Origin of the sequence: Hydrogenophaga sp. ANAO-22, assembly GCF_042466645.1 — a bacterium.
Lineage (GTDB): Bacteria > Pseudomonadota > Gammaproteobacteria > Burkholderiales > Burkholderiaceae_C > Hydrogenophaga.
On the sequence record NZ_CP159956.1, the window covers coordinates 1031649 to 1056130 of the forward strand.

Annotated in this window: 18 protein-coding genes; 9 read left to right on the forward strand and 9 right to left on the reverse strand. The window is 68.9% G+C overall.

Annotated features, from left to right (window positions below; translation table 11 throughout):
• The first annotated feature begins 89 nt into the window (after positions 1 to 89).
• Positions 90 to 2588: a PAS domain S-box protein gene (locus ABSY19_RS04825; RefSeq protein WP_382159604.1), complete on the forward strand. Its 2499-nt coding sequence runs from the start codon at positions 90 to 92 to the stop codon at positions 2586 to 2588.
• Between the two features lie 15 nt (positions 2589 to 2603).
• Here the strand turns inward: ABSY19_RS04825 and ABSY19_RS04830 are convergent, their stop codons facing one another.
• The 3 genes from ABSY19_RS04830 to polA all read right to left on the reverse strand — a co-directional run bounded on the left by ABSY19_RS04830 (position 2604) and on the right by polA (position 7305).
• Positions 2604 to 3425 (reverse strand): ZIP family metal transporter, encoded by an 822-nt coding sequence (locus ABSY19_RS04830; protein ID WP_291117636.1) that lies wholly within the window; start codon positions 3423 to 3425, stop codon positions 2604 to 2606.
• A 63-nt stretch (positions 3426 to 3488) separates the two neighbouring features.
• Positions 3489 to 4388, reverse strand: coding sequence for a dienelactone hydrolase family protein (locus ABSY19_RS04835; protein WP_382159606.1), 900 nt, complete (start codon positions 4386 to 4388; stop codon positions 3489 to 3491).
• Positions 4389 to 4464: 76 nt separating this feature from the next.
• Entirely contained in the window at positions 4465 to 7305 is a 2841-nt protein-coding gene (gene polA / locus ABSY19_RS04840; RefSeq protein WP_382159609.1) for a DNA polymerase I, read from the reverse strand.
• Positions 7306 to 7419: 114 nt separating this feature from the next.
• Between polA and ABSY19_RS04845 the strand changes: the two genes are divergently transcribed.
• The 3 genes from ABSY19_RS04845 to ABSY19_RS04855 are packed head-to-tail and all read left to right on the forward strand — an operon-like array spanning position 7420 to position 9560.
• Positions 7420 to 7746 carry a hypothetical protein gene (locus ABSY19_RS04845; protein ID WP_382159612.1) on the forward strand — a complete coding sequence of 109 codons (327 nt, stop codon included), beginning with the start codon at positions 7420 to 7422 and terminating at the stop codon, positions 7744 to 7746.
• Positions 7747 to 7759: 13 nt separating this feature from the next.
• Complete coding sequence (locus ABSY19_RS04850) at positions 7760 to 8767, forward strand: homoserine kinase (protein WP_382159615.1); 1008 nt, start codon at positions 7760 to 7762, stop codon at positions 8765 to 8767.
• A gap of 13 nt (positions 8768 to 8780) precedes the next feature.
• A complete protein-coding gene (locus ABSY19_RS04855; RefSeq protein ID WP_382159618.1) occupies positions 8781 to 9560 on the forward strand; it encodes a BPSS1780 family membrane protein in 780 nt (259 codons plus the stop codon).
• Here the strand turns inward: ABSY19_RS04855 and rarD are convergent.
• Positions 9535 to 10449 carry an EamA family transporter RarD gene (rarD, locus tag ABSY19_RS04860; RefSeq protein WP_382159621.1) on the reverse strand — a complete coding sequence of 305 codons (915 nt, stop codon included), beginning with the start codon at positions 10447 to 10449 and terminating at the stop codon, positions 9535 to 9537. The two genes, ABSY19_RS04855 and rarD, sit on opposite strands and share 26 nt — an antisense overlap.
• 110 nt (positions 10450 to 10559) lie before the next feature.
• Here rarD and ABSY19_RS04865 point away from each other — a divergent pair, with 110 nt between their 5' ends.
• Together ABSY19_RS04865 and ABSY19_RS04870 are read left to right on the forward strand one after the other, a co-directional pair.
• Positions 10560 to 11039 carry an Lrp/AsnC family transcriptional regulator gene (locus tag ABSY19_RS04865; protein WP_382159624.1) on the forward strand — a complete coding sequence of 160 codons (480 nt, stop codon included), beginning with the start codon at positions 10560 to 10562 and terminating at the stop codon, positions 11037 to 11039.
• Between the two features lie 3 nt (positions 11040 to 11042).
• Entirely contained in the window at positions 11043 to 12161 is a 1119-nt protein-coding gene (locus ABSY19_RS04870; RefSeq protein WP_382159627.1) for a DUF418 domain-containing protein, read from the forward strand.
• 54 nt (positions 12162 to 12215) lie between these two features.
• On the opposite strand, the gene ABSY19_RS04875 is transcribed toward ABSY19_RS04870, so the two are convergent.
• Positions 12216 to 14462 (reverse strand): PhoX family protein, encoded by a 2247-nt coding sequence (locus ABSY19_RS04875; RefSeq protein ID WP_382159630.1) that lies wholly within the window; start codon positions 14460 to 14462, stop codon positions 12216 to 12218.
• A 116-nt stretch (positions 14463 to 14578) separates the two neighbouring features.
• Positions 14579 to 15817: a glycosyltransferase family 4 protein gene (locus ABSY19_RS04880; protein ID WP_382159633.1), complete on the reverse strand. Its 1239-nt coding sequence runs from the start codon at positions 15815 to 15817 to the stop codon at positions 14579 to 14581.
• Between the two features lie 124 nt (positions 15818 to 15941).
• Here ABSY19_RS04880 and ABSY19_RS04885 point away from each other — a divergent pair, with 124 nt between their 5' ends.
• Entirely contained in the window at positions 15942 to 16547 is a 606-nt protein-coding gene (locus ABSY19_RS04885; protein ID WP_382159636.1) for a hypothetical protein, read from the forward strand.
• A 4-nt stretch (positions 16548 to 16551) separates the two neighbouring features.
• On the opposite strand, the gene ABSY19_RS04890 is transcribed toward ABSY19_RS04885, so the two are convergent.
• Entirely contained in the window at positions 16552 to 18198 is a 1647-nt protein-coding gene (locus tag ABSY19_RS04890; RefSeq protein WP_382159638.1) for an aminotransferase class III-fold pyridoxal phosphate-dependent enzyme, read from the reverse strand.
• Between the two features lie 61 nt (positions 18199 to 18259).
• Between ABSY19_RS04890 and asd the strand changes: the two genes are divergently transcribed.
• On the forward strand, positions 18260 to 19156 hold the full coding sequence (asd, locus tag ABSY19_RS04895; RefSeq protein WP_382159641.1) for an archaetidylserine decarboxylase: 897 nt from the start codon (positions 18260 to 18262) through the stop codon (positions 19154 to 19156).
• Here asd and arsC read toward each other — a convergent pair whose 3' ends face one another.
• Complete coding sequence (gene arsC, locus ABSY19_RS04900; RefSeq protein ID WP_382159644.1) at positions 19157 to 19525, reverse strand: arsenate reductase (glutaredoxin); 369 nt, start codon at positions 19523 to 19525, stop codon at positions 19157 to 19159.
• A gap of 68 nt (positions 19526 to 19593) precedes the next feature.
• Here arsC and ABSY19_RS04905 point away from each other — a divergent pair, with 68 nt between their 5' ends.
• Positions 19594 to 21744 carry a PhoX family protein gene (locus tag ABSY19_RS04905; protein WP_382159647.1) on the forward strand — a complete coding sequence of 717 codons (2151 nt, stop codon included), beginning with the start codon at positions 19594 to 19596 and terminating at the stop codon, positions 21742 to 21744.
• 135 nt (positions 21745 to 21879) lie between these two features.
• Here the strand turns inward: ABSY19_RS04905 and ABSY19_RS04910 are convergent, their stop codons facing one another.
• Positions 21880 to 24309, reverse strand: coding sequence for a UvrD-helicase domain-containing protein (locus ABSY19_RS04910; RefSeq protein WP_382159650.1), 2430 nt, complete (start codon positions 24307 to 24309; stop codon positions 21880 to 21882).
• Positions 24310 to 24482 lie beyond the last annotated feature (173 nt).

The following is a 24482-nucleotide window of genomic DNA, read 5'->3' on the forward strand; positions in this document are numbered from 1 at the left end:
GCCTGCCGACCGATTCCCATGCCTCCGACCTCCTCCCGCCTTCTGGAACCGACGGACCAGCCCCCGCGCCGGACGGTCAGCGCAAGCGGGTGCTGGAGCTGCTGGCGCTGCTGACCGGCATCGCCGCGCTGATCGTGCTGGTGATCGACCTGATGTTCGCCAGCCCGGGGCAGCGCGAAGCCTGGATCGCGGCCTGCCTGGTCCTGGTGTCGGGTGTGGCCTATGCCCTGGTGCGCTGGGACCGCATTCACTACGTGGCTCCCCTGATCGTGATGGGCACGCTGGCCACGGCCGTGCTCTCGGTGGTCACCTACGGCTCGGTGCGCACGGCGGTGGGCTTCCTGTTCGTCGCGGCGGTGGCCGGCGCAGGCACCTTCCTCGGGCGCACCGCGCTCATTGCCACGGTCGCGGCGAGCGTGGGCGCGCTCGGTGTGCTGACGCTCGCCGAGGTCAATGGCTGGTTCAGCGCGACGCCCTATTTCGAAGTCGGCCTGCGCGTGTGGATCACGCACTCGGCCACCGTGATCGTGGTGGGCGTGATGGTCTACCACAGCGGGCGCCAGTTGCGTGAGGCGTTCGACCGGCAGAAGGCCGAGCTGGAGCTGCGCAAGAAAACCGAGCACCAGCGCGACCTCAACCTGGAGCGTTTCGCCCGCATCTTCCGCACCAGTCCCAGCCCCATGATCGCGCAGTCGGCCCGTTCCGGGATGATCCTGGACGTCAACCCCGCTTTCGAGCGCTGCTACGGCTACACCCGCGACCAGGCCCTGGGCCGACCCGACAGCTTCCTGTGGGCGGACCCCGAACAGCGGGAGACGTACCTGGCCGCCCTGTTCGCCGCGCGGCGCGCCGAACAGTACCCCGCGCGCGGCCAGCGCGCGGACGGCAGCACCTTCGAAGGCCTGGTCTCCAGCGAGATGGGCGACGACCGCGAAGACAAGCTGGTCATCACCACCATCAGCGATGTGAGCGCCCAGAACGAGGTCATGGAGCGGCTGCGCCGCTCCGAGGAGCGCTTCGCCAAGGCCTTCCATTTCAGCCCGCTGAACATGACGATCTCGCGCCTCTCGGACGGCGCCATCATCGAGGTCAACCGCGCGCAGGACCGCGCGCAGGGCCTGCTGCCGGAAGAGATCAGGGGCAAGACCTCGGTGGAGATCGGCGCCTGGCTGACCCCCAAGGACCGGGAAGCCTTCGTCGAACAGCTGCTGTGCGAAGGCCACATCGACGGCTACGAAACCCGCATGCGCCACAAGGACGGCTCGCTGGTGGACACCCGGATCTGGGCCGAGCTGCTGGACATCGACGGCGAGCCCTGCATCCTGGCCTGCACCGTCAGCATCACCGCCGAGAAGGAGCGCGAGGCGCTGCTGCTCAACGTGGCGCGCGGCGTGGCCGCCGAGACCGGCGAAGCCTTCTTCAGCGCGCTCACGCGCCACCTCTGCGAGGCCATCGGCTCGGACATGGTGGTGGTGGGCGAATGCCGCGACGACGGCCGCGTGCGCAGCCTGGCGATCCGCCAGGACGGGCAGGCCCGGCCCAACTTCACCTTCTCCATCGAAGGCACGCCCTGCGCGCGCTCCCTGCTCCAGCAGGACATGCTCATCTGCACGGACGGCCTGGCGCAGCAGTTCCCTCAGGCCACCAGCCTCATCGAGTCGGGCTGCCAGGCCTACCTGGGCAAGGCCCTGCGCGATGCCGACGGCACCGCCATCGGCGTGATCTTCGCGCTCTGGCGCCAGCCGGTGGAACTGCGCCCGGACACGCAGGCCCTGATCGCCATCTTCGCCGGCCGGGCCAATTCGGAGCTGGTGCGCCTGCGCCGCGACCGCGAGATCCAGCGCCTCAACGAGACGCTGGAGCACCGCGTGCGCGAGCGCACCGCCGACCTGCAGCAGCTCAACGCCGAGCTCGATTCGTTCGCGTACTCCGTGTCGCACGACCTCAAGTCACCGCTGCGCGCGATCGACGGCTTCACCCGCCTGCTGGAGGAGGAAGTGGGGCCGCGCCTGAGCGCCGACGAGCGCCAGCTGCTCGACCGGGTGCTCAGTTCCACCCAGCGCATGGGCTCATTGATCGACGACCTGCTGGCCCTGGCGCGCGTGAGCCAGGGCGTGCTGACGCGGCAGACCGTGGACCTCAGCGCCATGGTGCAAGGCATCCTGGCGCAGGAGCAGCTCAAGCAACCCGAGCGTGTGATCGAGCAGCGCATCACGGCCGATCTGCGCGCGCATTGTGACCCGCGCCTGGCGCGCATCGTGCTGGAAAACCTGCTGGCCAACGCGCTCAAGTACAGCCGCACGAAGGAACGCTCGGTGATCGAGTGGGGCCTGCTGCCACCGGTGGGTGGCGAACCCCGGATGTTCTATGTGCGGGACAACGGCGTGGGCTTCGACATGGCCTATGCCGACAAGCTGTTCAAGCCTTTCCAGCGCCTGCACATGCCCAGCGAGTTCGAGGGCACGGGCATCGGCCTGGCCACGGTGCGGCGCATCATCGAGCGCCATGGCGGCCACATCACCGGCGAAGGGCAGCCGGGTGCAGGAGCGCGCTTCTGCTTCTCGTTCGGGGACAGCGTCGCCGGCTAAAGCCGGCCAGTCTGTCTAGTGCGCCAAGCCGCTCACCACGGTCACCAGCGCGATCCCCACCAGCAACCACGCGATCTGCGCCACCGTGGCCGGCAGGCTCAGCCGCTTCTGCAGTTGCGGGATCAGGTCGGCCAGGGCGACATAGACGAAGCTGCTGGATGCGGCGACCAGGAAATACGGCAGGTAGTCCTGCAGCTGCGTGAGCAGGAAATAACCCAGCAGGCCGCCCAGCGCGGTGACCGTGCCCGCCAGCGAGACCTTGACCAGCGCGGCGCGCGAGTTGCGCGAGGTGTGGCGCAGCACCACCAGATCGCCCATGTGGTGCGGCACCTCGTGGGCCAGCACCGCGAGCGCGGCCACCACGCCCAGGCGCATGTCGGCCATGAAGGCCGAGGCGATCAGGATGCCGTCGCCGAAGGCGTGCACGCTGTCGCCGGCCAGCACCGTCCAACCGCCCGAGCGGGGCCCGTGGTCGTGACCGTGGTGGTGATGGCTGTGGCCAGGGTGGTGCGCGTGGTGGTCCTGAGGTTCGTGGTCGAGCAGGGCTTCCTCTTCCTGGCTGTGCTCGTGCCCGTGGTGCCACAGCTCGGCCTTGTCGAGCAGGAAGAAGAACACCAGACCGCCCAGCAGCATCGCGAACAGCTCGTGCGCGCCGGCCTCGCTCTCGAAGGCCTCGGGCAGCAGGTGCATGAAGGCCGTGGCCATCAGCGCCCCCGCCGCCAGGCTGAGCATGTGCTGGGTGTAGCGCGCCAGCATGGCCATGCTCAGCAGGGCCGCCAGCCAGACGCTGCCCACGCCCGCTGCCACGGTGCCGATGAGGATTGCCAACAGGGTCATTTGCTTGTCACCACGAAAAAAGGCCGCCCCAGGGCGGCCTTCGTTGAACGGAGGGTGGCCCGATCAGGCCACGCCGTGCTGCTTGAACCAGGCCAGCGCCCGCTTCCACCCGTCTTCCGCCGCTTCCTTGCGGAAACTCGGCCGGTAGTCGGCGTGAAAGGCGTGCGGTGCGTCCGGATACACCACGAAGGTCGATGCCTTGGCCGCCGCGTTGCCGGCCGCCAGGGCGGTTTTCATCTTATCAACCGTGTCAAGGGGGATGCCGGTGTCCGCGCCGCCGTACAGGCCCAGCACGGGGCCATTGAGCCTGGCCGCCACGTCCACGGGCTGTTTCGGGTTGAGCGGGGTCGCATCGCCCACCAGGCGGCCGTACCAGGCCACGCCGGCCTTCACGGCCGGGTTGTGCGCGGTGTACAGCCAGACCTGGCGCCCACCCCAGCAGAAACCGGTGATGCCCACCTTGCCCGCGTCTCCGCCATTGGCGGCGGCCCACTTCACGGTGGCATCCAGGTCGCCCAGCACCTGCGCATCGGGCACCTTGGAGATCACCTCCGAGATGAGCTTGGCCATTTCGCCGTAGCCCTGGGCATCGCCCTGGCGCACGAACAGCTCGGGCGCGATGGCCAGGTAACCGGCCCGGGCAAAGCGGTTGGCGGTGTCGGCGATGTACTCGTGCACGCCAAAGATCTCGGACAGCACCAGCACCACCGGCAGGCCGGTCTTGCCGGCCGGGGCGGCGCGGTAGGCGGGCATCTTGAAGCCGTTGACGTCGATCGTCACCTCGCCCACGGTCAGGCCATCGGTGGGCGTCTTGATCGCCGTCTGCGCCATCAGTGGCAGCGCGGAGGCCGCATAGCCCACGCCGAGCGCGGCTTTCAGGGCGGTCCGGCGGGTGGCACCGTGTTCGGTGGACTGGCCGGGCAGCAAGGCGTCGAGGTCCTGCACGTGTTGTTCTTCGAGCATCGTCGTGTCTCCTTCTTCGGGGGTTGAAAAACTACCTGACTTCGGGGCGCGCCCGAAGTTCAACCTGCGTGGGCGCTCAATGGGCCTTGTCCCAGTTGGGGCCGACGCCGACCTCGGCCAGGAGGGGCACCTTGAGCGCGGCCACGCCGGCCATCAGGTGCGGGATCTCTGTCTTCAACCAGTCGACCTCGCCCTCGGGCACCTCGAACACCAGTTCGTCGTGCACCTGCATGATCATCTTCGTGCCCCGGCGCTGCCCGTCCAGCGCGGCCTGCACCGCCACCATGCTGAGCTTGATCAGGTCGGCCGCCGTGCCCTGCATGGGGGCGTTGATGGCCTGCCGCTCCAGCGCCGACAGCTTCGCACCCTTGGCGTTCTTGATGTCGGGCAGCACCAGGCGCCGGCCGAACACCGTCTCGATGTACCCCACGTCCTTGGCCCGCTGGCGCGTTTCGTCCATGTAGCGCCGCACCCCCTCGAAACGCTCGAAGTAGCGCGTGATGTAGTTCTTGGCCGCCGTGTTGTCGATGCCCAAGGCCTTGGCCAGACCGAACGAGCCCATGCCATAGATCAGGCCGAAGTTGATCACCTTGGCGTAGCGGCGCTGCTCGCTGCTGACCTGCGCCGTCTCCACGCCGAACACCTCGGCGGCGGTCGCGCGGTGCACGTCCAGCCCTTCGTGGAAGGCGCGCAGCAGGGCTTCGTCGCCGCTGATGTGGGCCATGATGCGCAGCTCGATCTGCGAGTAGTCGGCGCTGGCGATCACGCTGCCCGCGGGCGCCACGAAAGCCTCGCGCACGCGCCGGCCTTCGGGCGTGCGGATCGGGATGTTCTGCAGGTTGGGGTCGTTGCTGGAGAGCCGCCCGGTCACCGCCACGGCCTGGGCATAGTGCGTGTGCACGCGCCCGGTGCGCGGCAGCGCCATCTGGGCCAGCTTGTCGGTGTAGGTGCCCTTGAGCTTGGACAGGCTGCGGTGCTCCAGGATCTTGGCCGGCAGCGGGTAGTCCTCGGCGAGTTTCTCCAGCACCTCCTCGTCGGTGCTGCGTGCGCCGGTCGCGGTCTTCTTGATGACGGGCAGGCCGAGCTTGTCGAAGAAGATCTCGCCGAGCTGCTTGGGGCTGCCCAGGTTGAAGGGCTGGCCGGCGATGGCGTAGGCCTCCTGCTCCAGCGCCACGATGCGCTGGCCCAGCTCGTTGCTTTGCGCGGCCAGCGTGGGTGCATCGATCAGCACGCCGTTGCGCTCGATGCGGTACAGCGCCTCGCTGCTGGCGATCTCGAGTTCGTAGATGAACCGGAGCTTTTCGTCCGCCTGCAGCTGCGGCCACAGCACCCGGTGCACGTCCAGCGTCTGGTCGCTGTCCTCGCACGAGTACTCGGCGGCCTTGGCCACGTCCACCTGCGCGAACGGGATCTGGTGCGCGCCCTTGCCGCACAGGTCTTCGTAGTTGATGCCCTGGCGGCCCAGGTGGCGCTCGGCCAGGCTGGCCAGGCCGTGCGGCTTGTGCACCTCCAGCACGTAGCTCTGCAGCATGGTGTCGTGCACATAGCCCCGCACCTCGATGCCGTGGTTGGCGAACACGTGGCGGTCGTACTTCACGTGCTGGCCGAGCTTGTGCTTCGCCGGGTCTTCCAGCCAGGGTTTGAGCTTGGCCAGCACCTCGTCGAACGGCAACTGCTCGGGCGCGTCGGGCCCGGCGTGACGCAGCGGGATGTAGGCGGCCTCGCCCGGCGTCACGCTGAAGCTGATGCCCACGATCTCGGCGCGCATCTCGTCGAGCGAGGTGGTCTCGGTGTCCAGCGCCACCAGCTCGGCCGCCAGCACGCGCTGCAGCCAGCTGTCGAACAGCGCCCAGGTGAGGATGGTGTCGTAGCGCAGGTTGGTGGTGCGCTCGGCGCTGCCGCTCAGGTCGGGCTCGTCGAACAGGCCGGGCGAGCCCTCGTCCGCCGGGCCTTTGGCCTTGGCCTTCGCCTGGCTCTTTTCGATCAGCTCCGGTGGCACATCGTGCTGCGACAGCGACTTGACCAGGCCCTTGAAGCCGTAGGTCTCGCCGAACGCCTTGAGCGCCTCGCTGTCCTGCCCGTTGATCGTGATGGCCTCCAGCGAGGGCAGGCCCTCGATGTGGTCCTGGAGATCGCAGTCGGTCTTGATGGTGAGCAGTTCCCGCCCCTTGGGCAGCCACTCGAGCGCGTTGCGCAGGTTCTCGCCCGCCGCGCCCTTGATCTCGCCCGCGCGCGCCACCAGCGCCTCCAGCGAGCCGTATTCCATCAGCCATTTCACGGCGGTCTTGGGGCCGACCTTGGGCACGCCCGGCACGTTGTCCACCTGGTCCCCCACCAGCGTCTGGTAGTCCAGCATCAGGCTGGGCGGCACGCCGAACTCCGCGGTCACGCCGGCCACGTCGCGCCGGCGGTCGTTCATGGTGTCGATCACGGTGATGTGCTCGTTGACCAGCTGGCTCAGGTCCTTGTCGCCGCTGGAGATGATGCAGTCGATGCCCTGCTGCGCGGCCACGTGGGCCAGCGTGCCGATCACGTCGTCGGCCTCCACGCCCGGCACGTCCAGCACTTTCCAGCCCAGCAGCTTCACCACCTCGTGGATCGGGGCGATCTGCGCGCGCAGGTCGTCGGGCATGGGCGAGCGGTTGGCCTTGTACTCGGGGTACAGCGCGTCGCGGAAGGTCGGGCCCTTGGCGTCGAAAACGCAGGCGGCGTAGTCGGCGCGCACGTCCTTGCGCAGCTTCTGCATCATGTTGATCATGATGCGGATGGCGCCGGTTTTCAGGACCGTGCCATCGGGCAAGGTGGTGCTCATGGCCTCACCGCCGGCGAAGAACGCGCGGTACAGGTAGCTGGAGCCGTCGACCAGCAGCAGGGTCTTCTGGCCGGTGGGGGTGTCGGGGGTTTGGGCGTCAGGCATGGGGCGATTGTGGCGGAGATCGCGCCCTGCCCCGCCGGTCCGCGGCCCGTATCCGGCGGTAACCGGCTTCCCCCTGTCAGCAGCGCACCCGGCCCGGCTTGCCTACAATGCCGCATGAACCCGATCCACCGCCATCCCCTTGCCGCCCTCGTGGCCGGCCTGTGCATTGCCCTGCCTGCCCTGGCCCAGGTGGCCCCGGCGGAAACCCCGCGCGAGCCCGCCTCGCCGCGCGACAACATCGAGCGCATCACGCACGAGGACAAACTCACCCGGATCGACGAGCTGCGCGTGGGCGGCCAGACGCAGAGCATCGAGGTGCAGCCCAAGAACGGCGCCCCGGCCTACCAGATCCAGCCCGACAACGGCCAGACCGGCGCGGGCGACAGCGGCAAGCGCACCGGCAGCGCCGGGCGCAGCAGCTGGCGCATCCTGAATTTCTGAGCGTTCCCGCCACATGGCCGTTTACACCGAAGTCGCGTTCGACGAAGCCGCTGCCCTCCTGCACACCCTCCAACTGGGCGACCTCACGGACCTCAAGGGCATCCAGGGCGGCATTGAAAACACCAACTATTTCGTGACCAGCGAGCGCGACGGCGCCACGCTGGAGCATGTGTTCACCGTGTTCGAGCGCCTGGGCTTCGAGCAGTTGCCGTTCTACCTGCACCTCATGAAGTTCCTCGCCGAGCGCGGCATTCCGGTGCCCGCGCCGGCGGCCAACGCCCAGGGCGAGATCCTGCTCAAGGTGCAGGGCAAGCCGGCCGCCGTGGTGGCCAGGCTGCGCGGCAAGAGCGATCTGGCCCCCGGCGTGGCGCAATGCGAGGCGGTGGGCGCCATGCTCGCGCGCATGCACCTGGCCGGGCGCGAGTTCTCCATGAGCCAGCCCAACCTGCGTGGCCTGCCCTGGTGGAACGAGACGGCGCCGGTGGTGCTGCCCTTCCTCACCCCCAGCCAGGCCGATCTGCTGCGCTCGGAACTGGCCTACCAGAACCACGTGGCCCAGGGCCCCGCCTACGCGGCCCTGCCGCGCGGCCCGGTGCACGCCGACCTGTTCCGCGACAACGCCCTGTTCGAGGACGGTGTGCTCACCGGCATCTTCGACTTCTATTTCGCCGGCTGCGACACCTTCCTGTTCGACATCGCCGTCTGCCTCAACGACTGGTGCGTGCTGCACGACGAGGACCACGACGGCTCGCTGGACACGCCGCGCTCGCTCGCCCTGCTCGCGGCCTACCAGGCGGTGCGCACCCTCACGGCGGCCGAGCGCAGCCTGCTGCCCGCGCTGCTGCGCGCGGGCGCCCTGCGCTTCTGGATCTCCCGCCTGTGGGACCTGCACCTGCCGCGCGAAGCGGCGCTGCTGCAGCCCCACGACCCCGGCCACTTCGAGCGCGTGCTGCGCGCCCGGGTGCGCGACACCCCTGCCCTGGCGGCCCTGGTGCGCGACGACGCGCTGCAGTCCGCCTGAGCCTGCCCCCTGCATGAAACTCCACATCGTTCCCGCCCGCACCGGCTTCCAATGGGTCAAGCTCGGGGCGCAGACCTTCTTCCGCCAGCCGCTGGCGATGGCGGGCCTGTTCTTCATGTTCATGGCCACGGTCTCGGTGCTGTCGCTGGTGCCGGTCATCGGCACCCTGCTCTCGCTCGCGCTGGTGCCGGCGGCCACGCTGGGCCTCATGGCCGCCAGCCGCGAGGCCCAGCAGGGCCGCTTCCCGATGCCGACCACCATGGTGATGGCCTTTCGCGCCGGGCCGGCGAACACCCGGTCCATGCTCATCCTGGGCGCGATGTACGCCGCCGCCCTGATGCTGGTGTTCGGCGTGGGCGCGCTGTTCGCGCCCGAGGTGGCACCGGTGGTGGAGTTGCCCGATGGCGAGGTCACGCCCGAGCGGGTGCGCGCCATGTTCAACAACCCGGGCCTGTGGGCCGCGCTGGTGCTGTACGTGCCCGTGGTCATGGCCTTCTGGCACGCGCCCGCGCTGGTGCACTGGCACAAGGTGACGCCGCTCAAGAGCCTGTTCTTCAGCTTGATGGCCTGCTGGGCCAACAAGGGCGCCATGCTGCTCTACGGCCTGGGCTGGATGGCCGTGATCATGATGGCCGGCGTGGTGATGAACCTGCTGGCCGTGCTGCTGGGCGGCACCGCCCTGCTCAACCTGGTGATCTACCCCATGGTGCTGCTGCTCGCGGCCATGTTCCACACCTCGATCTGGTTCACCGTGCGCGACAGCTTCGTCACCGAGGAAGGGCCTGCGGCCTGAGGGCGCGCAGGCTCAGCAGGCCTTCGCAGGCCAGCAGCCCGATCGCGGCCCAGATGGCGCCGTAGGTGAGCCACTGGCTCTGCGCGATGCGCTCGCCCAGCAGCAGCGACACCACCACCAGCAGCGCCGGCTCCACATAGCTCAGCAGGCCGAACAGGCCCAGCTTGAGGCGCTGGTTGGCCGTGATCATGAAGGCCAGCGCCACCGCGCTGAGCACGCCCAGCACGAGGATGCCCAGCACCGGGTGCCGCAGCGCGCCTGCGCCCTCGGGCAGCGGCGCGGCGATGAACCACAGCCCCACCGGCAGGCTCAGCACCATGTCGAACCACATGCCGCCCAGGTGGTTGGTGCGCAGCACGCGCCGCAGCGCGAAATAGCAGGGGTAGCCCAGCGCCACCACGAAGGCCGGCCAGGACACCCGGGGCGCGTACAGCAGCTCGTTCACCACCCCCAGCGCGGCCAGCGCGCAGGCCACCAGCTGCCAGCGCGTGATGCGCTCGCCGAAACACACGCGACCGGTGAGCACCAGGGTCAGCGGCAGCAGGAAATAGCCCAGCGACACGTCCAGCCCATGGCCGTTGATGGGCGCCCACATGAACAGCCACAGCTGCACGCCCAGCAGCGCGGACGACAGCAGCATGGCCAGCCAGAGCACCGGGCGCTCGCGCAGGCGTTGCCAGAGCTCGGTGATCTCCGCGCCTCGCCGCGACAGCAGGATGAAGGCGCCCAGGAAGGGCGAGGTCAGCAGGATGCGCCAACCGTAGATGCCGGCACCGCCCAGCGGCGCGAGCAGCGTGGCGTGGAAGTACATCAGCGCGAACAGGACCGAGGCGGTGAGGGAATAGGCGACGCCGGACGCCGTGTCGGCGGGGCTGGAGGAGGAGGTCATCGGGACAAAGCGGTATCGGCTGGAACACGAAATTTTATTTCCATCCAACGCATTCAGATTCGATAATTCGCAGCTTCAACGCAACGTTATTGCAAGCTGGACGCACCGCCATGACCGCCCCCGCCCCGCTGGACGCCTTCGACCGCCAACTCATCGCCCTGCTTCAGGAAGACTGCCGGATGCCGCAGGCCGAGCTGGGCGCGCGCGTGCACCTGTCCGCCGCCGCGGTGAACCGCCGCATCAAGCGCCTGACCGAGCAGGGCGTGATCGAGCGTTTTGCCGCGCAGGTGCGGCCCGAGGCCCTGGGCTACCCGCTCACCATCGTGGTGGAGGTGCAGGTGGAGAACGAGCGCATGGACCTGCTGGACGCCATGAAACAGGCCTTCCTGCGCTGCCCCTTCATCCAGCAGTGTTACTACGTCGCCGGTGAATGCGATTTCGTGCTGATCTTCGCGGTTCGCGACATGGGCCACTACACCGAGCTCACGCGCGAACTCTTCTTCGAGAACCACAACGTGAAGCGATTCAAGACCCTGGTCACCATGGGCCGGCTCAAGACCGGCACGCAGATGCCGGTCGACGGGGCCTGAGCCATGGCCCCGCCCCGCCTCCAACACCCGCGCGAGACCCTGCCGGACGCCCTGCGCGCCCTCGCCCTGATCTCGGTGCTGGTGGTCAATGCCATCGGCTACGCCTCCGCGCCCTGGGGACCGACCCTGGGCTTTCGCACCCCGCCCGACAGCGCCTGGTCCTCGGTGACCCAGGGACTCGTGGCCGCCCTGCTGCACGGCAAGGGCTACACCACGCTGGCCTTCGTCTTCGGCATGGCGCTCTGGCTCGCCGCCCGAGGCCGCCCCAGGGCCGAAGCGCTGCAGCGCGGCCAGCGGCGCCAGCGCCGCCTGCTGCAGCTGGGCATCTTCCACGGCGCGTTCCTCTACTTCGGCGACATCCTCACGCTCTACGCCCTGGTCGGCCGGCCGTTGCTGCGCCGCCTGCACCTGCCCTGGGGCGCGTTCCGCCGCCACCTCTGGCGCGCACTGGGCTGGGCGGTGCTGGCCAAGCTGGTGTTGCTGGGGTTCATCCTGGTGGCCGCCGACAGCCCGGCCCGGGCGGACACGCCCTCGCTCTCGACCGTCCAGGGCGCCTGGGCCTTCTTCCAGCTCAACGCCGGCTTCTACGCGGTGGTCCAGATCGTGGCCCTGATCGTCGGCGGGCCGGTGATGTACCTGTGCATGGTGGGCGGGGTGGCCGCGGCGCGCCTGCGGCTGCTGACCCACCGCCGATGGCGGCCGCTGTGGCGGCGCGGGCTGCGGCTGGCGGGCCCGCCCTTGCTCGTGCTGAGCATCGCCTATGGCTGGGCCTGGGCGGCGCACGACGCGGCGACGGACATCAACCCCTGGATCGAGGCGCTCGGCGACCTGATCGCGCTGCCCGTGGCCGCCTGCTACCTCGCGGTCGTGGTCCTGGCGTCCGATGGCGGCCGGGCGCGCTGGTGCGGGTGGCTCGCCCCGCTCGGGCAGCGCACCCTCACGCTGTATGTGGGGCACAGCGCCCTTTGCCTGGTGCTGCTCTCGGGCGCGGGCTGGGCGCTGGCGCCCACGACGCTGCAGACCGTGCTGGGCTGCCTGGGCCTGTGGCTGCCGGCCCTGGCGGCGGCCCGGCTCAGCGGCCACCGGCGATGGCCGCTGGAGGCGTGGCTGGCTCGCCGCTGACGCACAAAAAAAGCCCGGCAGAGCCGGGCTTTTTTCTTCAGTCGCCCGAAGGCGTCACTGGCCGATCACGCCGCCGTCGGTGCGGGTGATGACGATGGTGGCCGAACGCGGGCGGCCCAGCGGGCCGTAAGGCGCGCTGGGCGAGTTGCCCGGCCACTGGCTCTGGAAGGCGAACGGACCGGCGCCCAGCGCGGGCGTGTTCTCGCCCGGGTGCTGGATGTTCACGAAGATCGCGCGGCCGTCGGCCGACTCGGTGATGCCCGTGACTTCGGCGCCCTTGGGCGAGACCATGAAGCGGCGCAGCTTGGCCTCACCCAGCGCGGCGCCAATGAAGGTGTTCTGCGTGCCGTTGACACCGCCCAGGCTGTTGTTCACCGTGATCGCACTGCCATCGCCCACCGCGCCCGGAATCGCGGCCAGCAGCATGCAGTTGCTCTGGTCGGTGTAGGCGCCGTCGTCGGTCTGGATCCAGCAGATGCCGGTGGCCTTGCTGAACCACAGGCCGTCGGGCGACGAGAAGTCGTTCTTCGCGGTCAGGCCCGAGAGGTTGATGTTCGCGCCCGCATCGGCTTCCGCGCCGAACAGGAAGATGTCCCACTTGAAGGAGGTGGCCGAGGACGCGCCGGCGGTTTCCTTGAAGCGCACGATGTGGCCGTTGGGGTTGCCGGTCTGTGCGCGGCCGTCGTTGTCGGCGTACGAACGCGGGTTGGCGCCGTTGGTGCCGGTCACCGGGCGGCTGGCCGCGTTGCTGTTGGTCATGGTGAAGTAGATCTCGCCATTGGCCGGGTTCACCGCGCCCCACTCCGGGCGGTCCATCTTGGTGGCGCCGACGGCGTCGGCGGCGTGGCGCGCGTTGATCAGCACGTCGGCCTGGTTGGCGAAGACGTAGGTGGCGTAGCCGCTGATCAGCGGGTTGGCGATGTTGAGCTCGATCCACTCGCCGCTGCCGTTGTCGTTGAACTTCGCGACGTACAGCTTGCCTTCGTTGAGGTAGCGGTCACCGGCGGCCATGCCACCGCCCACGTCGGAGGCGCGCCACACGGCGGCGGAGACGAACTTGTAGATGTACTCGTTGCGCGAATCGCAGCCCATGTAGAAGGCCAGCGGCTGGCCGACCACCGGAATGCCGCAGACCGCGGCCTCGTGCGCGAAGCGGCCCAGGGCCACGCGCTTGGCGGGCGTGCCGCTGGTCAGCGGGTCGATCTCGACGATGTAGCCAAAGGTGTTGGGCTCGTTGCGGAAGTCCTGCGCGGCGGTGGCGCCGGGTGCCGACACGTCCCAGCGGCCGAAGCGGTTGTCGGTGGCGGCCGTGGCGGTGTTGGACCAGCCTTGCGAGCCGGCGGTGGCGCCGGCATTGGGCGCGCGCATCACGCCATAACGCAGGCGCGAGGCCTTGGTCTTGGCGTCCACGTCCACCGAGCCACCGGGCATGAAGAAGTAGGCAGCCCAGTTTTCTTCGCAAGCCAGGTAGGTGCCCCACGGCGTCTTGCCGTGGCCGCAGTTGTTCAGCGTGCCGCGCGAGGTGGCGCCGGTGGTGTCGTAGGCCGTCACCATGAAGCTCTTGATGGCCGCCAGGTGCGCGGCCGGGCCGTCGATGCGCATGAGCGACTGGCCGGTGACGCGGCGGTTGTAGAGCGAGTCCAGCTTGTATTCCCACTGGCCGGCGCCGTTCTTGCCCACTTCCACCACCGACACGCCGTGGTGGTTGATTTCCTTGAGCACTTCCAGCTCGGGCCGCACGCCCAGGTCCCAGCTGTCGAACTGGCTGAACTTCTTGCCCGCCACGCCGCCCGAGGTCTGGCCGCTGGGGTGGAAAAAGTGCGCATCGGCCGAGCTCTCGTGGTTCATCACGAGCAGCGCGCGCGTGGTCTCCGTGGCCGAGTAGTTGCCGCTGCCATTGACGTAGAACAGGTCCATGCCGTCGTGGTGGTCGCCCACGCGCATGGTCCATTCGTCGGTCTCGGTACCGAGGTTGGTGTAGGCCGGGATGCTGGAGACCAGGCGGTCACCGGTGGCGTGCACCACCTTGTAGGTGTAGCCGGCGGGCAGGATCACGTCGTCGAGCAGGCTCTTGTCGATGGCCGTGAAGCCCAGGCCCGGGGCCGGAGCGGGTGCGGGGGCCGGAGCGGGCGCATCGCTGCCGCCACCACACGCGGCCAGGAAGGGAATGGACGAGACGGCGGCCAGGCCCACGCCACCGCGGATCAGGTTGCGGCGGGACAGCGTGGCGCGTTCCAGCACCTGCTGGAAGTGTTCGTTCGGGGAGTCGTTGAGGTTTTCTTCGGGATCGTGGTGGGACATGGTCGCTCCGGGGTTACAAAAAAATGCATCCGCAGTGTGTGTGTCCCACATGACCCTTCCGTGACTGTCGCAATGACCGAGCAACGCGCTTCGGCAAACGCGTTGTCATCAAGCCTTCACACGGCGGGCAAGGTGTGGCCGCGCGCGGCGACCACCGGGCTCGCCGGCGTGCCCAGCGTCTGCAGGAACAGCGCCTCCACCTGCAGCGCGATCTGCTGCCAGTCGAGCTGCGCCACCTGGGCGCAGGCGAGCGTGCTGGCCTGCGCCAGGCGCGCGGGATCGCGCGCCAGGCCGGCGGCCAGGGCCGGGTAGGCCTCGTCGTCGCCCAGCGGCACCAGCCAGCCGTTGGCCTCGTGCCGCACCCAGTCGGCCGCGGCCGCGGTGTCGAAGGCCAGCACGGGCAGCCCGCTGGCCAGAGCCTCGATGGTCACGTTGCCGAAGGTCTCGGTGACGCTGGGGAACAGGAAGAGATCGGCCGAGGCGTAGTACGTGGCCAGTTCCTCGTGCCGCCGCATGCCCGCGAACACCGCCTGCGGACAGCGCTGGCGCAGGCTCTCGCGCAAAGGCCCGTCGCCCACGAACACCAGCTTCACATCGGGGTGGGCCGCCTGCATCGCCTCGAAGGCGCGCAGCACCATGTCCAGGTTCTTCTCGGCGGCCAGGCGCCCCACGACCAGCAGCACCAGGCTGTTGGCGGTGGCGCCCCATTGCGCGCGCAACGCCTCGCTGCGGCGGTCGGGCCGGAACAGCTGCGTGTCCACGCCGCGCGCGACCACCTGCACGTTGTTGAAGCCCCCTGCCATGAGTTCGGCGCGCAGCGCCTGGGTGGGCACCATGGTGAGCCGCGTGAGGTTGTGGAACTTGCGCAGGTAGGCCACGATGGGCTTGCGCAGCCAGCCCACGCCGTAGTGCTGGCTGTAGGCATGGAAGTTGGTGCGGAAGTCGGACGTGACCGGCAGGCGCAGGCGGCGCGCGGCCTGCAGCGCCGACCAGCCCAGCGGCCCTTCGGTGGCGATGTGCACCAGGTCGGGCCGCTTGAGCGTCCAGGCCTGGATCAGCGCGCGCTTGCCCGGCAGGCCGAGCTTGAGCTCGGGGTAACGCGGGATCGGCATGCCGCGCATCAGCAATTCCTCGAAACCGGTGTGCTGCAGCGCCTCGTCCGCCCGCGTCTGGCGCGGCCGGATCAGCTGCACCTGGTGGTTGCGCGCGCACAGGCCCTGCACCAGCTTCGAGAGCGTGAGCGAGACGCCATTGATTTCGGGCGGCCAGGTCTCGGTCACCACCGACAGGCGCATCGAGGGGCTGCTGGCCGGGTATTCCTCCACCAGGATCTGATCTGAGTGCACTTCGGTCATGCGGCCATCTTCCCGGGGCATTGCAACAGTCTGATGACAGCGCGCGGCTGTCACCGGGTTTTCACACGCGCGAACCAACATGACAGGCGTTTGACGCCACCCCTAGCAACCCTCTGGAGCCACCGTGAACGATTTTTTCAAGACCCTTGAAGTCCAGCGCTGGGACGACCACCGCTACTACCACCACAGCCGCATCAACCAGACGCTGCACTTCATCAGCGCCATGAGCTTCGTGGTGGCCTATGCCCTGCTGTGGACCGACCCCGTGCTGTCGGCGCTGATCGCCTGGCTCGTGTCCATGACCAGCCGCCAGGCCGGCCATTTCTTCTTCGAGCCCAAGGGCTACGACCACGTGAACCAGGCCACGCACGAACACAAGGAAGAGATCAAGGTCGGCTACAACCTGCGCCGCAAGGTGGTGCTGATGGCCCTGTGGGCCGGCACGCCGCTGCTGGTGTGGGCCGCCCCCGGCGTGTTCGGCCTGTTCGAGCCGCACACGGACGGCATGTCGTTCATCCGCCAGGTGGGCGCGCTGTGGCTCGCGCTGGGCGTGGGCGGCCTGCTGTTCCGCACCGTGCACCTGTTCTTCATCGCCGACGTCAAGACCGGCCTGGTGTGGATGACCAAGATCCTCACCGACCCGTTCCACGACATCAAGCTGTATTACAAGGCGCCGCTGTACCTGATGCGCGGCCAGCTGATCGATCCCGGCATCGCCCAGCGCAGCTGAGCCCTCAGCGCCCCAGGTGCTGCCACATCTCGCGCAGCACCTGGCGCCGGATCGCCTTGTGCGTCAGTTCCGGCGCGCGCCACCACCAACCCTGGGTCTGCATGTCCCGCGCGCCGGCCACGAAGCGCCGCAGCACCTCCTCGAAGTCGCCGTCGTGCAGGTTCAAACCGAAGATCAGCCGCCCCGTGCCCACCCAGCTCAAGGCCAGCCCATGCCAGCGCAGGAAGTACTGGAGCATCCAGTGGTAACGACCGGGTTCGGTGTAGGTGAGCGTCCAGATGCTCTGCAGGTTCGCCGCGCGCACCGGGAAACCCTCGGCGGCCATCGTGTCGTTGAAGCGCTTCGCGCGCGCGTCCCACTTCGTGTCCTGGTCCTCGTACAAGGCCTGGATCTCCGGCGTCTGCAGGCGGCGCAGGAAGGCGTTCATGCCGCCCATCACGTAGGGGTGCGCGTTGAAGGTGCCGCGCGCGAAGCACACGTCGGCCGGGCGCTCGGGCCGGAAGCGCTTCATCAGATCGGCCCGGCCGCAGACCACGCCCACGGGGTAGCCCCCGGCCAGCGTCTTGCCGTAGGTGACGAGGTCGGCGCGCACACCGAAGTAGTCCTGCGCGCCACCGGGCGCGAGGCGAAAGCCCAGGAAGACCTCGTCGAAGATCAGCACGATGCCGCGCTCGGTGCAGACCTCGCGCAATTGTTTCAGCCACGCGGTGTAGGCCGCGCGGTCGTAGCCCGCGCTGCGGCTGCCGTCCACCAGGGTGGAGTCGCCGGGCGCGTTGCGGTTCGGGTGCAGGGCCTGCAGCGGGTTGACCAGCACGCAGGCGATGTCGCGCCGCGTGCGCAGCACCTGCAGGCTTTTCTCGTCCATGTCCTTCAGGGTGTAGGTCTCGCGCGGCGGCATCGGGTTGCCGGGGCCAGGCTGCACGTCTTCCCACCAGCCGTGGTACGCGCCACAGAAGCGCACCAGGTTCTTTCGCCGCGTGTGGTAGCGAGCCAGCCGCACGGCCTGCATCACCGCCTCGGTGCCCGACATGTGGAACGACACCTGGTCCTGGCCCGAGATCGCCTTCAGGCGCGCGATGTTGTCCGCCACGCAGGGGTGGTAGGCGCCGAGAACCGGGCCCAGCGACTCGCCAATGCGCGCGCCCTCGGCCATGCAGGCCTTGTAGAAGTCCACGCCGAACACGTTGACGCCATAGGAGCCGGTGAGGTCGATGAAGCGGTTGCCGTCCAGGTCGGTCACGTGGCTGCCCTCGGCGGACTGCACGAAGGCGCCCACCTTGAGCCGCTCGCGCACGATGGGGCTGAACTGGAAGGGCACGCGGTAGCTGCCGGTGAACTGCAGGTCGGCCAGGCCTTCGCGCGCTTCGGCGCTCAGCGCCAGGCTTTTCTCGTAGCGCTGGGCGAAGCCGGCGGCGAGCGTGTCGAACGAGGCGCGGCGCAGCTTCGCGATGTCGCCCGGCGCGCCATCGCAATCGAAGAAACGCGCCTCGTCGTAGGCGTAGCCGGGCAACCAGGTCGCCAGGCGCTTGGCCATGCGCGAATGGCCGGCCAGCGAGCGGTGTTTGGCCCGCGAAAGCTGCAGGCGCTGCCGCAGGTATGGCAGGGCCAGCACCAGCGAACCCAGGGGCAAGGCGTAAGGAAGGTAGGACATGCGGCAAGCGCTCCAGGGCGGTTGATGTGTGTCGTTTGTAGGTCTCCCACATGACGCACATATGAATCTTTCAAGACAGCTGCAGCGCCTCGCGCTCAACGAAGACATCAACTTCCTGCTCACCAACCGCGTGCCGCGCGCGGCGCTCACGCGCTTCATGGGCTGGTTCAGCCGCATCCGCCACCCCTGGGTGCGCGACGCTTCCATGGCGGTGTGGCGCACCTTCACCGACATCGACCTGAGCGAGGCGAAGAAGACCTCGTTCCACAGCCTGCACGACTGCTTCGTGCGCGAACTCAAGCCCGGCCTGCGGCCGGTCGACCCGCGCCCCGAGGTGCTGGCCAGCCCCTGCGACGCCATCGTCGGCGCCTGCGGGCGCATCGGCGACGACCCGGGCGCCCAGGTGTTCCAGGCCAAGGGTTTCCCATACCCGCTCACCGACCTGCTGGGCCCCGATCCGCGCGCGCGCGCCATGATCGACACGCTGCGCGGCGGCAGCTATGTCACCTTGCGACTCACCTCCAGCATGTACCACCGCTTCCACGCGCCCGCCGCGCTGGCGCTGGAGCACGTGACCTACCACAGCGGCGACACCTGGAACGTGAACCCCATCGCGCTCCAACGCATCGAGCGCCTGTTCTGCAAGAACGAGCGCGCCGCGCTGCACGCGCGCCTCACCGACGGCACCCCCCTGCTGCTGGTGCCGGTGGCCGCCATCCTGGTGGCCAGCATGCGGCTGCGCGCGGTGGAGGTGGCGCTCAACGCGCAATACCGGGGGCCGCACGAGCTGCCCTGCGACACGCGTTACGACAAGGGCGAGGAGATGGGCTGGTTCGAACACGGTTCGACCATCCTGGTGTTCACGCCACCGGGCTTCGCCCTGTGCGAGGGCGTGGACACGGGCCACCGCATCCGCATGGGCGAAGCCCTGCTGCGGCGCGCGGCGGCTGCGGGCTGATCAGGCCGGCGGCAGGATCTCCAGCACCGTCTCGGCCGGGCGGCACACGCGCGTGCCCAGCGGCGTGACCACGATGGGCCGGTTGAGCAGGATGGGATGCTGCTCCATGAAGTCGAGCAACTGCTCGTCGCTCCATTTCGGATCGGCCAGACCGAGTTCTTCGTAAGGCGCGGCCTTGGTGCGCACGATGGTGCGCACCGAACCGCCCGTGCCCGCCGCGAGCTGCTTCAAGGTCTCGCGGCTGGGCGGGGTCTTGAGGTACTCGATGACCTGCGGCTCCAGGCCGCGCTCGCGAATCAGGGCGAGCGTGTTGCGCGAAGTCCCGCAGGCGGGGTTGTGAAAGAGGGTGATGGGGGTGGTCGTGTTCATGGCTGTCACGGAATTTTCACACGTCTTGCACATGATGCGCCGGTACCCCCCACCCCATCAGAATCACCATGTCCCACGACCACTTCAACGACGAAGACGCCAACACCAGCAGCAACCCCGCCTTCGACAGCGTGCTGCAGGCCCGCCTGAGCCGCCGCAGCCTGCTGCGTGGCGGCGTGGGCACAGCGGGCACCGCCGCCCTGGGCGGCGCGGCGGCCCTGAGCGGCTGCGCCACCGCAGGCCCTGCCTCGCCGGTGCACAGCCTGGGCTTCACCCCCGTGGCCAAGACCATGGCGGACCAGGTGACCGTGCCCCCGGGCTACACCGCGCGCGTCATCTACGCGCTGGGCGACCCGCTCACCGCAGCCACGCCCGCGTTCAAAAACGACGGCACCGACGCCGACTTCGGCCAGCGCGCCGGTGACCACCACGACGGCATCGAATGGTTCGGCCTGGACGCGGCCGGCCAGCCCTCGGACAGCTTCGCCTCGCGCGGCCTGCTGGCCATGAACCACGAAGCCACCACCGACGAGAAGCTCAGCTCCTTCTTCATCCACGCCAACGGCGGCACGTCCACCCTGCCCCGCCCGGCGGCCGAGATCGACAAGGAACTCATGATCCACGGCCTGTCCGTGGTCGAGGTGCAGACCGACGGCAAGGCCTGGGCCACGAAGCAGGCCTCGACCTTCAACCGCCGCGTGACCACCCTGACGCCCGTGGCCATCCACGGCCCGGCGCGCGGCAGCGAACACCTGGTGACCCGCTTCAGCACCGACGGCACGCAGGCGCGCGGCACGCTCAACAACTGCGGCACCGGCCGCACGCCCTGGGGCACCTACATCTCGGGCGAAGAGAACTGGTTCGGCTACTTCTTCCGCGACGCCAAGGACGACGACGCGCGCAAGAAGGACAAGCAGGTCCAGGCCCTCAACCGCTACGGCCGCAAGGCCGGCGCGGCCAGCCGCCACGGCTGGGAAAGCGGCGGCGCCAGCGACACCTACACGCGCTGGAACAACGGTGCCGTGGGCGCCAGCGCCAAGGACGACTTCCGCAACGAGATGAACACCTTCGGCTACATCGTCGAACTCGACCCCTACAACCCGGCCAGCGTGCTGCGCAAGCGCACCGCGCTGGGCCGCCTGGGCCACGAGAACGCGACCTTCGCGCGCGTGAGCGCCGGCCAGCCGGTGGTGGCCTACATGGGCGACGACTCGCGCGGCGAGTACATCTACAAATTCGTCTCGGCCGCCAGGTGGGACCCCGCCGATGCCAAGCCCGCCAACCGCCTGGCCGCCGGCGACAAGTACCTCGACAAGGGCACGCTGTTCGTGGCGCGCTTCAAGGACGACGGCAGTGGCGAATGGCTGGAGCTCTCGATGGACAACCCGGTGATCGCCGGCAGCTCCTACTTCGAGTTCAAGAACGAGGCCGACGTGGCCGTCTTCACCCGCCTCGCGGCCGACGCCGTGGGCGCCACCAAGATGGACCGCCCCGAGTGGGTCGGCGTGAACCCGAAGAACGGCGAGGTCTACATCACCCTCACCAACAACAGCAACCGCACCCCGGCCACGGCCGATGCCGCGAACCCGCGCGCCTACACCGACCTGAAAGCCGGCAAGGAACAGAAGGGCAATGTGAACGGCCACATCGTGCGCCTGGCCGAGAAGGCCCCGGCGGACGCGGCCTTCCAGTGGGACATCTACCTCTTCGCCGCCGAAGCGGACGCCGACAAGTCGACCATCAACCTCTCCAACCTGAGCGACGAGAACGACCTCTCTTCGCCCGACGGCCTGGTGTTCAGCAAGGCCACGGGCGTGTGCTGGATCCAGACCGACGACGGCGCCTACACCGACAAGACCAACTGCATGCTGCTCGCCGCCCTGCCCGGTCAGCGCGGCGACGGCGCGCGCAAGACCCTGAGCCATGGCGACCGCCAAGTGACCACGCACGTGGGAAAGGCGCAGACCCCGGCCACGCTCAAGCGTTTCCTGGTCGGCCCCAAGGGCGCGGAGATCACCGGCATCACCGAAACGCCCGACGGCCGCGCGATCTTCGTGAACATCCAGCACGCGGGCGAGAACACCAAGATGGCCGACGTGAACGACCCCACGAAGTACGAAAGCCAATGGCCTTCGAGCGCGGGCTACGGCGCGGGCAAGCGCCCGCGTTCCGCCACCATCGTGATCACGAAGAACGACGGCGGGGTCATCGGGAGCTGACCCCCTGCGTCGCCTTCGGCGCCTCCCCCCTTGAAAGGGGGCGACACCTAGGGCCGGCGGAGCCGGACCCTCGGTGTCCCTGCACGGAGTCACGTCAAGCGATGCCGGTCACGCGCCGGCTCCGCGCGAAAGCATTCAAGCGATCGGGGTGAGCTTGGCCACGCTGAGGGCCAGCCACTTCGTGCCGTGGCGCGTGAAGTTCACCTGCGCGCGCGCGTCGTCGCCCGCGCCCTCCACCGCCAGCACCTTGCCCTCGCCGAACTTGTTGTGGAACACGGCCAGGCCGGCGCGGATTTCGGTGCCCCGGTCGGGCTCGGGCGCGGTCTGGCCCAGGCCCTTGGGATCGCCGCGCTCCTTGAAGCCCGGTGACCACGAAGGCTGGAGCGCGGCCGGTGCGCCGCCGAAACCGCGCCGCCCGTTCTGCCACTGCCCCCCACCACCACCGCCGCCCATGGGCGCGGACCAGGCCGGCTGCGGCGGCGTGAGCCACTTGAGGCACTCCTCGGGCAGCTCGTCGAAGAAGCGGCTCTTGAGGTTGTAGCGCGTCTGGCCGTGCAGCATGCGCGTCTGCGAATGGCTGAGGTACAGGCGCTTGCGCGCGCGCGTGATCGCCACGTACATCAGGCGGCGCTCTTCCTCCAGGCCGTCGCGGTCGCTCATGGAGTTCTCGTGCGGGAACAGGCCCTCTTCCATGCCGGTGATGAACACGCAGTCGAACTCCAGGCCCTTGGCCGCGTGCACCGTCATGAGCTGCACCGCGTCCTGCCCGGCCTGGGCCTGGTTATCGCCAGACTCCAGCGCGGCGTGCGTGAGGAAGGCCGCGAGCGGGCTGAGCGTCTCGCCGGTCTCGGCGTCGGGCGCCAGGGGTTCGTCCACCACCGGCAGGTTCGGGTCCAGCCCCTGGCTCACCGGGCTCTGCGTGAGGGGCTTGCCCAGCTCGTCCACCGGCAGGGCCACGGCATCGCGGCCGAAGCCTTCGATGCTCACGAAGCTCTCGGCCGCGTTCACCAGTTCCTCCAGGTTTTCCACCCGGTCCTGCCCTTCGCGCTCGCCCCGGTAGTGCTCGATCAGGCCGCTGTGGGCCAGCACCAGCTCGATGATCTCGCGCAGCGTGCGCCCTTCGGTCTGCTCGCGCATCACGTCCAGCTTGGCCACGAAGGCGCTCACGGCCACGCCGGCACGGCCGGTGACGGCACTCACCGCGTCGTGCAATGAACAGCCCGAGCTGCGCGCCACATCCTGCAGTTGTTCGATGCTGCGCGCGCCGATGCCGCGCGGCGGGAAATTGACCACGCGCAGGAAGCTGGTGTCGTCGTGAGCGTTCTCCAGCAACCGCAGGTAGGCCAGCGCGTGCTTGATTTCGGCGCGCTCGAAGAAGCGCAGGCCGCCGTACACGCGGTACGGCACGGCGGCGTTGAACAAGGCGGTCTCCACCACGCGGCTTTGCGCGTTGCTGCGGTAGAGCACGGCCATCTCGCTGCGCGGCATGCCTTCGCGCGCGAGCTGCTTCATCTCGTCCACCATCCACTGCGCCTCGGCGAAATCGCTGGTGGCCTCGAACACGCGCACCGGCTCGCCCGCGCCCGCGTCGGTGCGCAGGTTCTTGCCCAGGCGGTGGGTGTTGTGGCTGATGAGCTGGTTGGCCGAGTCCAGGATGTTGCTCACGCTGCGGTAGTTCTGCTCCAGCTTGATCTGGTGGCGCACATTGAACTCGCGCACGAAGTCGGCCATGTTGCCCACGCGCGCACCGCGGAAGGCGTAGATGCTCTGGTCGTCGTCGCCCACGGCGAACACCGCGTTGCCCGGGGAGGTAAGGCCTTCGAGCGGCGGCGCGCTGAACATCTTGATCCAGGCGTACTGCAGGCGGTTGGTGTCCTGGAACTCGTCGATCAGGATGTGGCGGAAGCGCCGCTGGTAGTGCTCGCGCACCGGGTCGTTGTCGCGCAGCACCTCGTAGCTGCGCAGCATGAGCTCGCCGAAGTCCACCACGCCCTCGCGCTGGCACTGCTCTTCGTAGAGCGCGTACAGCTCGATCTTCTTGCGCGTTTCCTCGTCGCGCGCGGGCACGTCGCGCGGGCGCTGTCCGTCTTCCTTGCAGCCGCTGATGAAGTACTGGATCTGCTTCGGGGGGTAGCGCTCGTCGTCCACGTTGAACTGCTTGCACAGCCGCTTGATGGCCGAGAGCTGGTCCTGCGTGTCCAGGATCTGGAAGGTGGCCGGCAGGTTGGCCAGCTTGTGGTGGGCGCGCAGGAAGCGGTTGCACAGACCGTGGAAGGTGCCGATCCACATGCCGCGCACGTTGATGGGCAGCATGGCCGAGAGGCGCGTCATCATTTCCTTGGCGGCCTTGTTGGTGAAGGTCACCGCCAGGATGCCGCCGGGCGAGACCTGGCCACTCTGCAGCAGCCAGGCGATGCGGGTGGTGAGCACCCGCGTCTTGCCCGACCCCGCCCCCGCCAGGATGAGCGCGTGCTCGGCTGGCAGCAGCACGGCGGCCGACTGCTCGGCATTGAGGCCCGCGAGCAGCGGGGAGGCGGAGGGGGCGACGGGGTCTTCGAACAGCATGGGTCGATTGTAGGAAGCGGCCCGCCCTTCGGCGGGCCATACCGGCATCCGTATACACCTCATAACAAAAGGGCTTCACCGGCGGGCCGACCCGGGTTCTCCGGGGCGTCTACAATCGGGCACCGGGCCCAAGCTTCTTGCGCCCGGTTTTTTTTGGCTCGATGCCAGAGAAA